The sequence below is a fragment of the Thioclava sp. F42-5 genome, assembly GCF_002213195.1.
GTDB lineage: Bacteria > Pseudomonadota > Alphaproteobacteria > Rhodobacterales > Rhodobacteraceae > Thioclava > Thioclava nitratireducens.
On sequence record NZ_NBNZ01000002.1, the window covers coordinates 189,384 to 201,770 of the forward strand.

The 12,387-nt window shown below is 66.1% G+C and carries 14 protein-coding genes; 8 read left to right on the top strand and 6 right to left on the bottom strand.

The window, feature by feature from the left end:
- Positions 1–201: 201 nt before the first annotated feature.
- Positions 202–531 carry an AzlD domain-containing protein gene (locus B6V74_RS06205; RefSeq protein WP_075773953.1) on the bottom strand — a complete coding sequence of 110 codons (330 nt, stop codon included), beginning with the start codon at positions 529–531 and terminating at the stop codon, positions 202–204.
- Positions 528–1,274: an AzlC family ABC transporter permease gene (locus B6V74_RS06210; protein WP_240497064.1), complete on the bottom strand. Its 747-nt coding sequence runs from the start codon at positions 1,272–1,274 to the stop codon at positions 528–530. The genes B6V74_RS06205 and B6V74_RS06210 overlap by 4 nt, the downstream gene beginning before the upstream one ends.
- An 88-nt stretch (positions 1,275–1,362) precedes the next feature.
- Between B6V74_RS06210 and mobA the strand changes: the two genes are divergently transcribed.
- Both mobA and B6V74_RS06220 read left to right on the top strand, forming a co-directional pair.
- Positions 1,363–1,965 (top strand): molybdenum cofactor guanylyltransferase MobA, encoded by a 603-nt coding sequence (gene mobA / locus B6V74_RS06215; RefSeq protein WP_276206149.1) that lies wholly within the window; start codon positions 1,363–1,365, stop codon positions 1,963–1,965.
- Positions 1,962–2,549, top strand: coding sequence for a GNAT family N-acetyltransferase (locus B6V74_RS06220; protein ID WP_240496942.1), 588 nt, complete (start codon positions 1,962–1,964; stop codon positions 2,547–2,549). The genes mobA and B6V74_RS06220 overlap by 4 nt, the downstream gene beginning before the upstream one ends.
- Before the next feature lie 74 nt (positions 2,550–2,623).
- Here the strand turns inward: B6V74_RS06220 and B6V74_RS06225 are convergent, their stop codons facing one another.
- Together B6V74_RS06225 and greA are read right to left on the bottom strand one after the other, a co-directional pair.
- Positions 2,624–3,670, bottom strand: a complete 1,047-nt coding sequence (locus B6V74_RS06225) for a hypothetical protein (protein ID WP_233242995.1) — start codon at positions 3,668–3,670, stop codon at positions 2,624–2,626.
- Between the two features lie 63 nt (positions 3,671–3,733).
- A complete protein-coding gene (greA, locus tag B6V74_RS06230; RefSeq protein WP_078522518.1) occupies positions 3,734–4,204 on the bottom strand; it encodes a transcription elongation factor GreA in 471 nt (156 codons plus the stop codon).
- Between the two features lie 237 nt (positions 4,205–4,441).
- On the opposite strand from greA, the gene B6V74_RS06235 reads away from it, so the two are divergent.
- From B6V74_RS06235 to B6V74_RS06245, 3 genes are all read left to right on the top strand, one after another.
- A complete protein-coding gene (locus B6V74_RS06235; RefSeq protein ID WP_088722299.1) occupies positions 4,442–6,088 on the top strand; it encodes an electron transfer flavoprotein-ubiquinone oxidoreductase in 1,647 nt (548 codons plus the stop codon).
- 164 nt (positions 6,089–6,252) lie between these two features.
- Positions 6,253–8,127 carry a tetratricopeptide repeat protein gene (locus B6V74_RS06240; protein WP_088719537.1) on the top strand — a complete coding sequence of 625 codons (1,875 nt, stop codon included), beginning with the start codon at positions 6,253–6,255 and terminating at the stop codon, positions 8,125–8,127.
- The gene (locus tag B6V74_RS06245; RefSeq protein WP_088722300.1) at positions 8,114–8,995 is read left to right on the top strand and encodes a 4-(cytidine 5'-diphospho)-2-C-methyl-D-erythritol kinase; all 882 of its coding nucleotides are present in this window, start codon (positions 8,114–8,116) and stop codon (positions 8,993–8,995) included. Before B6V74_RS06240 ends, B6V74_RS06245 begins: the two co-directional genes overlap by 14 nt.
- Positions 8,996–9,041: 46 nt before the next feature.
- Here B6V74_RS06245 and B6V74_RS06250 read toward each other — a convergent pair whose 3' ends face one another.
- Positions 9,042–10,076, bottom strand: coding sequence for a polyprenyl synthetase family protein (locus B6V74_RS06250; protein ID WP_240497065.1), 1,035 nt, complete (start codon positions 10,074–10,076; stop codon positions 9,042–9,044).
- Positions 10,077–10,112: 36 nt separating this feature from the next.
- Here B6V74_RS06250 and B6V74_RS06255 point away from each other — a divergent pair, with 36 nt between their 5' ends.
- The 3 genes from B6V74_RS06255 (at position 10,113) to B6V74_RS06265 (ending at position 11,383) form a co-directional block, all read left to right on the top strand.
- Complete coding sequence (locus B6V74_RS06255) at positions 10,113–10,325, top strand: DUF2007 domain-containing protein (protein WP_075773958.1); 213 nt, start codon at positions 10,113–10,115, stop codon at positions 10,323–10,325.
- Between the two features lie 4 nt (positions 10,326–10,329).
- Entirely contained in the window at positions 10,330–11,097 is a 768-nt protein-coding gene (locus B6V74_RS06260) for a methyltransferase (protein ID WP_088722301.1), read from the top strand.
- 118 nt (positions 11,098–11,215) lie between these two features.
- Positions 11,216–11,383 (top strand): DUF465 domain-containing protein, encoded by a 168-nt coding sequence (locus B6V74_RS06265; RefSeq protein ID WP_075773960.1) that lies wholly within the window; start codon positions 11,216–11,218, stop codon positions 11,381–11,383.
- 80 nt (positions 11,384–11,463) lie between these two features.
- Here the strand turns inward: B6V74_RS06265 and B6V74_RS06270 are convergent, their stop codons facing one another.
- Positions 11,464–12,384, bottom strand: a complete 921-nt coding sequence (locus B6V74_RS06270) for an EamA family transporter (protein WP_088722302.1) — start codon at positions 12,382–12,384, stop codon at positions 11,464–11,466.
- Positions 12,385–12,387: the final 3 nt, after the last annotated feature.

Here is a 12,387-nt window from a genome sequence, read left to right on the forward strand (position 1 = left end):
GTATATGTGTCTTGCGGACTTGCGAGATAAAGCACCCAGCCACAGGCGGGGAAAGCGCCCAACTGAGGTCGGGCGCGGCCCTCTGGAGGCTCAAGATGGAGTTGCCGGGGGTTCCCCGGGTCATTGCTCGCGCAATCCGCGTTCGCCGCTTCGGTGGCTTCTCTGGAGCCCCCGATCTGCGCCTTCAGCGCAGGCCGCGGCTCACACCAGCCACAGCGAGAGATAAAGCGCTGCGAGGCCGCTCAGAATCGCCCACAGCGTGTTGCGCGTCGCGATCCCGACGCCGAGCGTCGCGAAGGCCGCGATCATCCGCGCGGGGTCGGTCTCACCGCCGGTACCTGCGGGCCACAGCACCAGCGGGGCCACGAGTCCCGGCAGCACCGCAACCGGCGTGTAGCGCAGGTAGCGCAGCGCCCATTCAGGCAGTTGCCGGTCGCCGAGAAACCCCATGAAGGAATAGCGCAGGAAGTAGGTGCCGATCCCCAGTGCGACGATGATTCCCCAGACCAAAGCGTCCGAATAGCCGTTCATTCCCGCACCGCCTTTCTACGCGCGACCCAAAGCTCGACCTGCGCGCCTGTCACCATCGCGGCGACGGCGGCGATCATCAGCCCAACGCCCGAGGGCAGGAAGCTCAGCGCCAGTGCGCCCACGACCGAGACGGCCGCCGCGGCGACATGGGCCAACGTGCGCAGCGCCGGCCCGATCATCGCAAGAAAGGTGATCGGCACCGCGAAATCGAGCGCGAATTCCGGCGGGATCTGCGCGCCGACCAACGCGCCGACAAGGGTCGCGACATACCAGTTCGGGCAGACCGGGGAGCAGACGCCCGCGTAATAGGCCAGCTTCTCGGCGCGGCTCATGTCGGGCTCGGCCTCGTATTCATTGGCCGCCATCGCATAGGCCTGATCGACCATGAAATAGGCCACCAACGCTTTCTGCCACGTCTTCGCCTTGCCGAAATGCGGGGTGAGGGCCGCCGAATACATCGCCATGCGCAGATTGACCGCAAGCGAGGCTGCGAGGATCAGCACGACCGGCGCGTGATCGCCCATCAGTTGCAATGCGGTGAACTGCGCGGCGCCCGCGATGACCATCACCGAGAAGCCCATCACCTGGACCAGATCGAGCCCCGCACTGGTTGCGGCCACGCCGAACAGGAGGCCGAAAGGCACGATGACCAGAAGGAACGGCAGGCCATGCCGAAATCCGCGCCAATAGGCGGCCCGCACCGCGCCTTTCGGGGCCGTCCCGTTCGCAGTCATGTCCGACATGATGCTTGTCTCCCGTTCTCAGTTGCGGGACAGATAGGGAAGGATGCGGGCAAAGGCAAAGCGCGCGATTGTATTGGAGGCAATCATCTTGACCGCTGGCGAAGAAGTCGGGCCGCGCGTGGTCGCGGTGATCCTTGCGGGCGGGCGGGGCCGGCGCATGGGCGGCGTCGACAAGGCGATGGTGGTGCTCGCCGGACGCCCGCTATTTGCCCATGTCGCAGCACGGATCGGTCCGCAGGTGGCAGGGCTCGCGATCTCCGCCAATGGTGCGGCGGTTCGATTCGCTCCGATCCCCGTTCTACCCGATCCGCCCCAAAGGCAGGGCGAGGGCCCCCTGGCGGGGCTCCTGAGCGCGCTGGACTGGGCGGCGGAGCAGGGCGCGGATATGCTGCTCAGCGTTCCCGTCGACACACCTTTCCTGCCCCGCGACCTCGTTGCCCGGCTGCGCGCTCCCGGCGGCGCGGCTTACGCCGCCTCGGCCGGTCGCGACCACCCGAGCGTCGCGCTGTGCCCGGTCATGGAACGGGCGCGGATAGCCGAGCTGTTCGCCTCGGGCGAACGCCGATTGCGTGCGGCCTTCCCGGAGGCGACGCGGGTGGCGTTCGAGGGCAGCCCAGACCCGTTCACCAATCTCAACACGCCCGAGGATCTCGCCACGGCGGCCGCGCATCTGGCTGAGGCGACCCGGTGACCCAGGTGTCGATCCGGCACGGGCTCGCACGCGAGCATCGCGCAGCGGCGGCGGAGCTTTACTGGCAGGCATTCGGCGGCAAGCTCGGCCGCGTGATGGGGCCGGAGCAGCGCGCCTTGGGCTTCATCGCCGAGGTGATCGATCCGAGCCACGCGCTCTCGGCGCTCGATGGCGATGGCGCGCTGGTCGGGGTGGTCGGGTTTCGCACGCTGCGCGGCTCCTTCGTCGGCGGTAGCTGGGCCGATCTGCGCAGCCATTACGGGCGCGGTGGCGGGCTCTGGCGCGGTGCCTGTCTGCATCTTCTGGCCCACGATCTGCCCGAAGGCGGAATGATGATCGACGGGATCGCCGTCCACCCGGAACTGCGCGGCGCAGGCATAGGGCGCGCGCTGATCGAGGCGCTGTCCCACGAGGCGCGCAGGCGTGGCTACCGGGCGCTCTGTCTCGACGTGATCGACGAGAACCTGCGCGCACGCGCCTTGTACCAACGGCTGGGCTTCGAGGTGACGGGGCGGCGCAGTTCGCGACTGACGCGGCTGGTCTTCGATTTCCGTTCGGTGCAACTGATGCGCCGCGCGCTCTGAAGGCTTCGCCGCGCCCTTTCGTATTGGCTCAAATATCCCCGGGGGGTGAGGGCGAAGCCCGAGGGGCTGGCCCCTCAGTCGAAACTGCCGGTGACGCGCCCCAGCAGCATGAAGGCGCGGGCGGTGCGGGTTTCGGCCATCTCGGCGATGTCCTGATCGGAGGCGTTCTTCTCGAACTCGGCGAAGGTCCGGTCGAACTGGCGCAGGAAGTGATGCGCCACGTCGCGGAAGATCGTATCGCCGCGCATCCGGCCCGCGCTGAGCGCCAGCGACGAGCGATCGCGAATGCCGCCGAGGCTGGTGATCTCGCGGCCGCGCTCGCCTTGCGCAAAACGACGCCATAGTTCGGGCCGGGCGCGGTCGGGCTTGAGGTCGTCCATGTAGATGCCGTCCTGCGCGAGCAGGTTCAGCACATCCTGCGCCGAGCGCAGCAGCTTTGCCGTCGAACGGTCTTCGAGCGCGCGGCGTAGCGCGCGGAAGCCCTCGGTATCGTCGGGCGAATCCGGGAAGTTCAGCGCGCGGACGAAATCCGCGACCGAGAGCGGCGCGCGGAGGTCCTCCGCCGGGGTGCCGAGCGCCAGCATCGGTTCGCTGTCATCGGGTCGGGGCGGGGGCGGGGCGACCAGCGCCGCCTTGCGGTCGGCGGAGGGCTGGCTTGCCTGCACGTCGCGGCGCGAGGCGAAGGTCGCGATCGTGGTCTCCGCCTGACGGGCGACGGCAGCGATCTCGTCGAGCTTCTTCTCGACATTCTGATCGGTACGCATCGCCTGCTGATTGAGCCAGGCGGTACGCATCGCCTCGATCGATTGTCGCAGCGCGGCGGTTTCGGCGCGCATCTCGCGGGTAGCGCGCGCGGTCACGGCGGCGACCCAGACCATCACGATCGGCACCGCCATCCCCACGACGAGGCTGACGGTGGCAAACAGCGACGCGGCGCGCGCGATCCCGGGTGCGAAGAACCAGAAGGCCGCGACCAGGAAGACCCACAGGATGCTTAGCCCCAGCGCGATCCATTCCGGCGCGCCGGGAAAGCGTGTCTTGAGGCGTGGACGACCGGCAGGCGGGTGCGATCCGCCGGGCATGGCGAACCGATCCTTGTCCTGCTCTGCGGGTCCTTCCATTCAGGCTCTCCGTCAGTGGCGCACGGGCACATGCTCAGCGGCAGCCGCGCAGGGGCGTCCGTGTCAGGCGAAAACGATCTTGAGGATTTCGTAAGCCTTGTCGCCACCCGGCGTACGAACCTCGACAGAGTCGCCCTCGTCCTTGCCGATCAGCGCGCGCGCCAGAGGCGACTTCATGTTGAGCTTGCCCTTCTCCAGATCGGCTTCGGGTTCGCCGACGATCTGGTAGGTCTTCTCTTCGTCAGTGTCCTCGTCGACGATGGTCACTGTCGCGCCGAATTTCACGGCGCCCGACATCTTCGACGGGTCGATCACCTCGGCGCGGCCCAGAAGCCCTTCGAGCTCCTTGATCCGGCCTTCGATAAAGCCCTGCTTCTCGCGTGCCGAATGGTATTCGGCATTCTCCGAGAGGTCGCCCAGTTCCCGCGCTTCCGCGATCGCGGCAATGATCGCGGGACGCTCTTCGGACTTGAGCTTTTTCAATTCTGTATTGAGCGCGTCAAAACCTGCGCGCGTCATCGGTTGTTTGTCCATGGAAGGCTCCCGAACTCGGAACTGTCCCCAATTCAGGGCATCTAAATCTGCTCTCACCCCCGGAAGTCAAGTGGACAGCGCGATTTTCGCGGCGAATTGCCGATCTCGTCAGTTCGGGAAGGCGGCGTAATTTGGCGCAAGATTGTTGCGCGGCATCGCAGCGTAACAATTGCCTCGTTACGCGAGGTAGGCTAGGCAGGACGCCAGCTAGGACGACCAGCAAGGGGTTCGACAGACATGACCGACGTGACGCGCGAGTCGATGGAATATGATGTGGTGATCGTGGGCGCGGGGCCTGCAGGGCTTTCGGCGGCGATCCGCCTCAAACAGATCGACCCGGAGCTCGAGGTCGTCGTGCTCGAGAAGGGCTCGGAAGTGGGCGCGCATATCCTGTCGGGCGCGGTGCTCGACACCAGCGGGTTGGATCAGCTGATCCCCGACTGGAAGGACAAGGGCGCGCCGATCACCGTGCCGGTCAAGAAGGACAATTTCTATGTCCTCGGAGAGGCCGGAGCGATGCGCATTCCGAACTGGCCGATGCCGCGCCTGATGTCGAACCATGGCAAATACATCGTCTCGATGGGCAATGTCTGCCGCTGGATGGCCGAGCAGGCTGAAGCCCTCGGCGTCGAGATTTTCCCGGGCATGGCCGCGTCGGAAATCGTCTGGGATGGAGACCGGGTGGCCGGTGTCGTCGCGGGCGAATTCGGCAAGAACCCTGATGGAACCGAGGGCCCGGGCTACGAGCCGGGCATGGAGCTGCGCGGCAAATACGTGATGATCGCCGAGGGCGTGCGCGGCTCGCTCGCCAAGGTGGTGATGGAGAAGCACAACCTCTCCGACGGTCACTGCCCGCAGAAATTCGGCCTCGGCATGAAGGAAATCTGGGAGATCGACCCGGAGAAGCACCGCGAAGGCACCGTGACCCATACGATGGGCTGGCCTTTGGGCGGCAATGCGGGCGGCGGGTCGTTTATCTATCACCTCGACAACAATCAGGTCTATGTCGGCTTCGTCGTGCACCTGAACTACGAGAACCCGCATCTGTATCCCTACATGGAGTTCCAGCGCTTCAAGCATCACCCGATGGTTGCGGAGCTGCTGGAGGGCGGTAAGCGCGTGGCTTACGGCGCGCGGGCGATCTCGGAAGGCGGCTGGCAGTCGATCCCGAAACTGACCGTACCGGGCGCGGTGCTGCTGGGCTGTTCGGCGGGGCTCGTGAACGTGCCGCGCATCAAGGGCAACCATAACGCGATGCTCTCCGGCATCGCGGCGGCGGAAGCCGCGGCAGCCGCGATCAAGGGCGGGCGTTCGGGCGACGAGCTGACCGAGTACGAGACCGATCTGCGCTCCGGTCCGATCGCGGAAGACCTCAAGAAGGTCCGCAACGTGAAGCCGATGTGGTCGAAATGGGGGATGGTCCCCTCGCTCGTCCTCGGCGGGCTCGACATGTGGACCAACGATCTCTTCGGCTTCTCGCTGTTCGGCACGCTCAAGCATGGCAAGTCGGATGCGAAAGCGACCGGCGAGGCGAAAAACTTCAAGCCGATCGACTATCCCAAACCCGACGGCAAGCTTAGCTTCGACCGCCTGACCAATGTCAGCTTCTCCTTCACCAACCACGAAGAGAGCCAGCCCTGCCACCTGAAGCTGAAGGACGCGTCGGTCCCGATATCGGTGAACCTGCCGAAATATGACGAGCCCGCTCAGCGCTATTGCCCGGCGGGCGTCTACGAGGTGGTCGGCGAGGGCGACGACGCGAAGTTCCAGATCAATTTCCAGAACTGCGTCCACTGCAAGACCTGCGACATCAAGGATCCGAGCCAGAACATCAACTGGACCACCCCGCAAGGCGGCGACGGGCCAAACTACCCGAACATGTGATCGCGAAAGGGGCCTGCGGGCCCCTTTTTCGTTTCCATCCCTCATCGCCCCCATCACAACGCCGTGTCTGTGACGGCGGCTTCCCGCGTGCGGTCGTTCGGCTCATTGTAATGCCCGCAGCGCCCCGTTACGCTCGATTTCGACCCGAATGAGAGGACCGTTTCGTGCCGAGTTTTAAGACCCCGCTGCGCCTTGCGCTCTTCGCCCTCTTGATGGGCTCCACCGCGCCCCTGCCGCTGTTCGCTCAGGATGCGCCGACGGCCGGCAGCGCCGAGGATGCCGCGCAGGCTGCCGATACTGCTGCTGCCGAAGGCGATGCAGGCGACACCGCGAATGACCCGAGCCCTGCGGAGGCGGGGGCCTATCTCGCCGCGCGCATCGCGTCGCAGCAATTCGATTTCGCCGAAGCCGCGCATTACTACCGCCAGTTGATGGCCAGTGGCGATACCAGTGGCACGACGGCAGAGGCCACGCTCGTCTCAGAGATCGCGATCGCCGATTTCGACCGTGCCAAGCCGCTTGCGCAGCAGATGGTCGAGGCCGGCACCGGAAGCCAGATCGCGGCGCTGACCGTGCTCGCTGCGGACGCGCATGACAAGAACTGGAGCGCCGCGCTCAAGTTGCTCGACAGCGATGCCGATCCGGGGCCGCTCGTGGGCGGGCTGACCAAGGCCTGGGTGCTTGCGGGCGACGGCAAGATGTCCGACGCCTCCGCTGCCTTCGACGAGGTCGGCAAGCAGCAGGGCCTCGCAGCCTTCGCGGGTTTCCACAAGGCGCTCGCACTCGCGCTCGTCGGCGATTACGAGGGGGCTGATGCGATCCTCTCGGGCGAAGATGGCGAGAAGATCACCTCGACCCGTCGCGGCGTTCTGGCCCATGTCGAGGTGCTCTCGCAACTCGAGAAGAACAAGGAGGCGCTGAAGCTGATCGAGGATCGCTTCGGCAAGGATCTCGACCCGCAGCTTAAAGATATCCGCTCCAAGCTGGAGGCGGGCGACACGCTGCCCTTCGACGTCGTGCGCAATGCGTCCGACGGCGTTGCAGAGGTCTATTACTCGGTCGCGCAGGCGCTGATCGGCGATGCGCCCGACACGTTCACGCTGGTGCATTCGCGGCTGGCCAACATGATCCGGCCCGACATGGATGACGCCACTCTGCTGACCGCGTCGATGCTCGACCAGCAGGGCCAATACGATCTGGCCATCGAAGCCTATGCCGATATCAAGCCCGACAGCCCGATCTACCACGCCGCCGAAATCGGGCGCGCGGAATCGATGGTGCGCGCGGGCCGCAACGATGCGGCCATCGAAGTGCTCGAGAACCTGTCGCGCAGCCGACCCAACCTCGTCGGCGTCTGGACCGCTCTGGGCGATACGCTCCGCCGCGAGAGCCGCTTTGCCGAGGCTGCGAAAGCCTATGACAAGGCGATCGACCTGCTCGGCCAACCCGAGCCGAAGGACTGGTTCGTCTGGTATTCGCGCGCCATCGCGCAGGAACGCTCGGGTAACTGGGACGAGGCTGAGAAGGGTTTCCGCGAGGCGCTGCGCCTTTCGCCCGATCAGCCCTCTGTGCTGAACTATCTGGGCTATTCCTACGTGGACAAGGGCGAAAACCTCGACGAGGCGCTCGACATGATCCGCAAGGCCGCCGCCGAGCGTCCCGATGCGGGCTTCATCATCGACAGCCTCGGCTGGGCGCTGTTCAAGCTTGGCCATTACCAAGAGGCGGCCCAGAAGATGGAGCGAGCCGTGGAGCTCGAGCCGCGCGATCCGCTGCTCAACGACCACTTGGGCGATGTGCTCTGGGCCGTGGGCCGCCAGCGCGAGGCGAAATTCCAGTGGCGCCGCGCGTTGTCCTTCGCGACCGACGACGCGGAGACCACCGAGGAACTCGATCCCGATGCGATCCGCCGCAAGATCGAGGTAGGTCTGGACCAGCAGCGCAAGGAGCAGGGTCTGCCGCCGCTCGAGGATAAGGGCCCGAGCAAGGATAGCCCCAAGGCCGCCCCCGAAACGCCCGCGAGCGATGCGAATAATTGACGCTATCGCGCCTGCGAAGATCAACCTGACGCTGCATGTCATCGGCCAGAGGGCCGATGGCTATCACCTGCTCGACAGCCTCGTGGCCTTCGGGCCGATGGGCGACCGGCTGGTGCTGCGCGAAGCCGGCACCCTGTCGCTCAGTGTGACGGGCCCCGAAGCGGCAGGCGTGCCTGCCGATCCGTCGAACCTCGTGCTGAAGGCCGCAGCGCTTCTGTCGCGCCCGGCGGGGCAGGGGGCGGAAATCCATCTCGACAAATATCTGCCGCCCGCCTCGGGCATCGGCGGTGGATCGTCAGACGCGGCGGCTGCGCTGCGGGCGCTGGCTGCGCTTTGGGACCATCCGCTGCCGGCGGAGACCGCACAACTTGGGGCAGACGTGCCGATGTGTCTGACGCCACGCCCCCAGCGCGTGCGCGGCATTGGCGAGGCGCTCGACCTCGTGTCGCTGCCGCCGCTGCCCGCGCTACTGGTGAACCCGCGTGTGGAGGTGCCGACGCCTGCGATCTTCAAGGGGCTAGATTCGAAGGACAATCCCCCGATGCCCGACGTGCTGCCGACATTTACTGGCGCGCCTGACTGCATCGACTGGCTGGCCACGCAGCGTAACGATCTGCAGGCGCCTGCCATCGCCTCGGCCCCCGTGATCGGGGAGGTGCTGGACGCGCTCATGACGCTCCCCGGCTGTCGTCTCGCGCGCATGTCGGGCTCTGGCGCGACCTGTTTCGCGCTGTTCGAGACGCTGGACGCCGCGCAGGCTGCGGAAGCCACGCTGGCTCAGCGCCGCCCTGGCTGGTGGCGGGCCTCCGGCATGCTCGGCGATCAGACGCAAGAGGCGCAGCCCCATAGCCGCGCCTCTTCTTCTTGACCCAAATATCCCGTGGGGAGCCCGCAGGGCGGGGGGTAGTGCCCCCTCAGCGCAACCGCACCACCACGTAATCGGCCAGATCGTCCAGCATCTGCCGCAGCTCGCTTTCCGGCAGGATCTGCAGGCGCTCGCGCCCGCGATCGGCCCACTCGAGGGCTGCCGCGCGGGTCTCTTCCAGCGCGCCGGTCGCCTTCAGCAACTCCAACGCATACTCCAGATCGCCCTCGCGCTGATCGCCCTTGTCGATGGTGCGGGTCCAGAAAGCGCGGGCCTCGCCGTCGGCCTTGGCCAGCGCCTTGATCAGCGGCAGCGTCAGCTTGCGCTCGCGGAAATCGTCGCCCACGTTCTTGCCCATCGTCTTGGCATCGCTGAGATAATCCAGCAGATCGTCGACCACCTGGAAGGCGATCCCGAGGCTCTCGCCGTAATCGTGCAGCGCCGCGATCTGTTCCTCCGGCGCGCCGGCCAGAACCGCGCCCGCCTCGGTCGCCGCCGAGAACAGAGCCGCCGTCTTGCCGCGCACCACCTTGTAATAGGTGTCCTCGGTCGTGTTCAGGTCTTCGGCCGCCGAGAGCTGCAGCACCTCGCCTTCGGTGATGACGGCGGAGGCGTTCGACAGGATAGACAGAACCCGCAGGTTGTCTGTATCCGTCATCAGCTGGAACGACCGCGCGAAAAGGTAATCGCCAACCAGCACGCTCGATTTGTTGTCCCAGAGCAGGTTTGCGGTCGGGCGGCCCCGGCGCTGCTTGCTCTCGTCGACCACATCGTCATGCAGCAGCGTTGCGGTATGGATGAATTCGACCGCCGCGGCGAGGTTGTGGTGCAGATTGCCCTCGTAGCTGCACAGCCGTGCCGCCGCCACCGTTAGCATCGGTCGCAGCCGCTTGCCGCCCGCGCCGACCAGATGGGCGGTCACTTCGGGGATGCGCGGCGCGTTCTCCGAGGCCATGCGCTCGGCGATCAGCGCATCCACCGCCGCCATGTCGTCGGCCAAGGCTTCCGCGAGCCGGTCGTGCGGTTTCGCTGTGTTGTCGGGCTTGTCGTCGAGGCTCATGTTCATCCCTTCGATCTGCCTCATCTCGACAGCCCTCGCAAGGGGCCGTAAGTGAGGGATATGAAAGAGCTACTGCGCAGCACGGACCCGGTGAAACTGGCCATGGCGACCGCCCTTCTCGAGGGCGAGGGTATAAGCACGTTTCAACTCGACGTCCATACGAGCGTGCTGGAAGGCTCGCTCGGAATCCTTCCGCGCCGCCTGATGGTGCGCGACAGCGACATGTTCATGGCGCAGGCGGTGCTGCGCGATAACGAGATAAAATCGGATTGAGCGCATGGATCGGTTCGCGCCCGAAGATCTGACAGTCGATGGCTTTCTCGGCGGGCGGTTGCGCATCGCCCAGCCGCGCGCGGGCTACCGCGCCGCGATGGATCCGGTCCTGCTGGCGGCGGCCTGTCCGGCGCAGGCCGGCCAGTCGGTCCTGGAGCTCGGCTGCGGGGCAGGGGTGGCGAGCCTGTGTCTTGGCTGGCGGGTGCCGGGGCTCAGACAATGCGGGTTGGAACTGCAGCCGGACTATGCCGATCTCGCGCGGCGCAACGCGGCGGATAACGGGATCGCGCTCGAGGTGATCGAAGGCGATCTGGCGCAGATGCCCGCCGAATTGCGGGCGCGCAGTTTCGATCATGTCATCGCCAATCCGCCCTATTTCAGCCCCGAAGACGGGACACCCGCCGCCGATCCCGGTCGCGAGCGCGCGCAGCGGGAGGCGACGCCGATCAGCGCATGGCTCGACGCGGCGTTGCGGCGTCTCAAGCCCGAGGGGCGGATCACGCTCATCCAGCAGGCCGACCGGCTGGCGGATCTGCTGGCGGGGCTCCAGGGGCGCGCGGGCGCGATCACCGTCCTGCCGATCGCGCCGCGGGTGGGGCGCCCGGCGCGGCGGGTGATCGTGACGGCGCGCAAGGGGGTGCGAACGCCGCTGCAGCTTCTCGCGCCGCTGATCTTGCACGCGGCGCCGATGCATTCACACGATGCGGAGGATTTGACGGATATTGCGCGCGAAATTCTGCGCGAAGGTCAAAAATTGCCTATTCCTCGTTAGTGCTTTCGCAAGATTTCGCGAAAATGATGGAGATGCCCCGTCACTATACGACATTTCCGTGACACGACTCAAAAGCTGTGCTGCAATCGACGGGCTGACAACTGGAGAGGAGACTGCCATGTCGCTTGGTTCGCATATCACCGAACTTCGCAAGAAACATGAGGCTCTGTCGATGGAGGTAGAGCGCGCTGCGCGCAGACCCGGCGTCGACGATCTTGAAATCGCTCAGATGAAAAGGCAAAAACTTCGGCTGAAAGAGGAAATCCGCCGCCTCGAAACGGCCTGAGGGCCCTCCCACGAGTTTAACCGGGCCGTCCTTTGGGCGGCCCGTGTCATTATAACGGGGCCGTTCGAGAGGGCGCCTACTCAGGCCGAACCTTTCCGCGGTATCTCTTGCCCGGTCATGTCCGGCGGAGGGGGCGAGGCGCGCCGACCCCGACCGCCAAGCGCCGCCAGCCCCGCGCCCCCGGCGATCATCGCTGCCGCAATCAGCAGGGTCGGGCGCGCGCTCGCGATCCCTACGGTGACCAGCACCAGCGTCGAGACCAGCGGTGCCGCATAGGAGGCCGTGCCTAGCAGCTGAATATCGCCGCGCTTCACGCCAAGATCCCATGTGTAGAAAGCGAGCCCGACGGGCCCCAGTCCCAATCCGATCACCGAGGCCCAGCCGACCGCGCTTTGTGGCCAGATCGTTGGCTCCAGCGCCAGATGGGTGACAGCGGACAGCGCTGCGCTCGCCAGACAATAGACCGCGACCGCCGCCGTCGGCACCGCGCCGAAGCGCCGCGACAGCAGCGAATAGCTCGACCATGTCAGCGCGCAAATCAGCGCCAGCCCATAGCCGGGCAGCGCCTCCGGATCGGCGGAGATCCCGCCTCCCAGGATCAGCGCGGCGCCCCCGAAGGCCAGTATCGCGCCCGCGACATGCCAAAGGGTCAGCCGCTCGCCGGGCAGCAGCCCGGAAAACAGCACGATCAGCAACGGCCAGAGATAGGCAATTAGCCCGGCCTCGGCCGGAGGCGCGAGACGTAGCGCCGAGAAATACAGGAAATGATATCCGAAAAGCCCCGCGGTTCCGGCGAGATAGACCTTCCACGAGACATGCCGCAGTTGCCCTAGCGCGCCGGTCGCGAACAGCCAGATTATGCCCACCGCGCCGCCAAGCGCGAAGCACAGCGCGTTCAGCATCAGGGGCGGCACCGGATCCGATCCCACGGTGAACAGCGCCAGAAGCGCCCACAGCAACACTGCCGTGAACCCGATCGAAGTGGCCTTGCCGCGCGTCATCCT

Bases quoted from the DNA above. Each gene is read 5' to 3' on its own strand.
- B6V74_RS06205 (WP_075773953.1), bottom strand. From the start codon at position 531: ATGAACGGCTATTCGGACGCTTTGGTCTGGGGAATCATCGTCGCACTG.
- B6V74_RS06235 (WP_088722299.1), top strand. From the start codon at position 4,442: ATGACCGACGTGACGCGCGAGTCGATGGAATATGATGTGGTGATCGTG.
- B6V74_RS06265 (WP_075773960.1), top strand. From the start codon at position 11,216: ATGTCGCTTGGTTCGCATATCACCGAACTTCGCAAGAAACATGAGGCT.
- B6V74_RS06255 (WP_075773958.1), top strand. From the start codon at position 10,113: ATGAAAGAGCTACTGCGCAGCACGGACCCGGTGAAACTGGCCATGGCG.
- B6V74_RS06260 (WP_088722301.1), top strand. From the start codon at position 10,330: ATGGATCGGTTCGCGCCCGAAGATCTGACAGTCGATGGCTTTCTCGGC.
- B6V74_RS06225 (WP_233242995.1), bottom strand. From the start codon at position 3,670: ATGGAAGGACCCGCAGAGCAGGACAAGGATCGGTTCGCCATGCCCGGC.
- B6V74_RS06210 (WP_240497064.1), bottom strand. From the start codon at position 1,274: ATGTCGGACATGACTGCGAACGGGACGGCCCCGAAAGGCGCGGTGCGG.
- B6V74_RS06250 (WP_240497065.1), bottom strand. From the start codon at position 10,076: ATGAGGCAGATCGAAGGGATGAACATGAGCCTCGACGACAAGCCCGAC.
- B6V74_RS06270 (WP_088722302.1), bottom strand. From the start codon at position 12,384: ATGACGCGCGGCAAGGCCACTTCGATCGGGTTCACGGCAGTGTTGCTG.
- greA (WP_078522518.1), bottom strand. From the start codon at position 4,204: ATGGACAAACAACCGATGACGCGCGCAGGTTTTGACGCGCTCAATACA.
- B6V74_RS06245 (WP_088722300.1), top strand. From the start codon at position 8,114: ATGCGAATAATTGACGCTATCGCGCCTGCGAAGATCAACCTGACGCTG.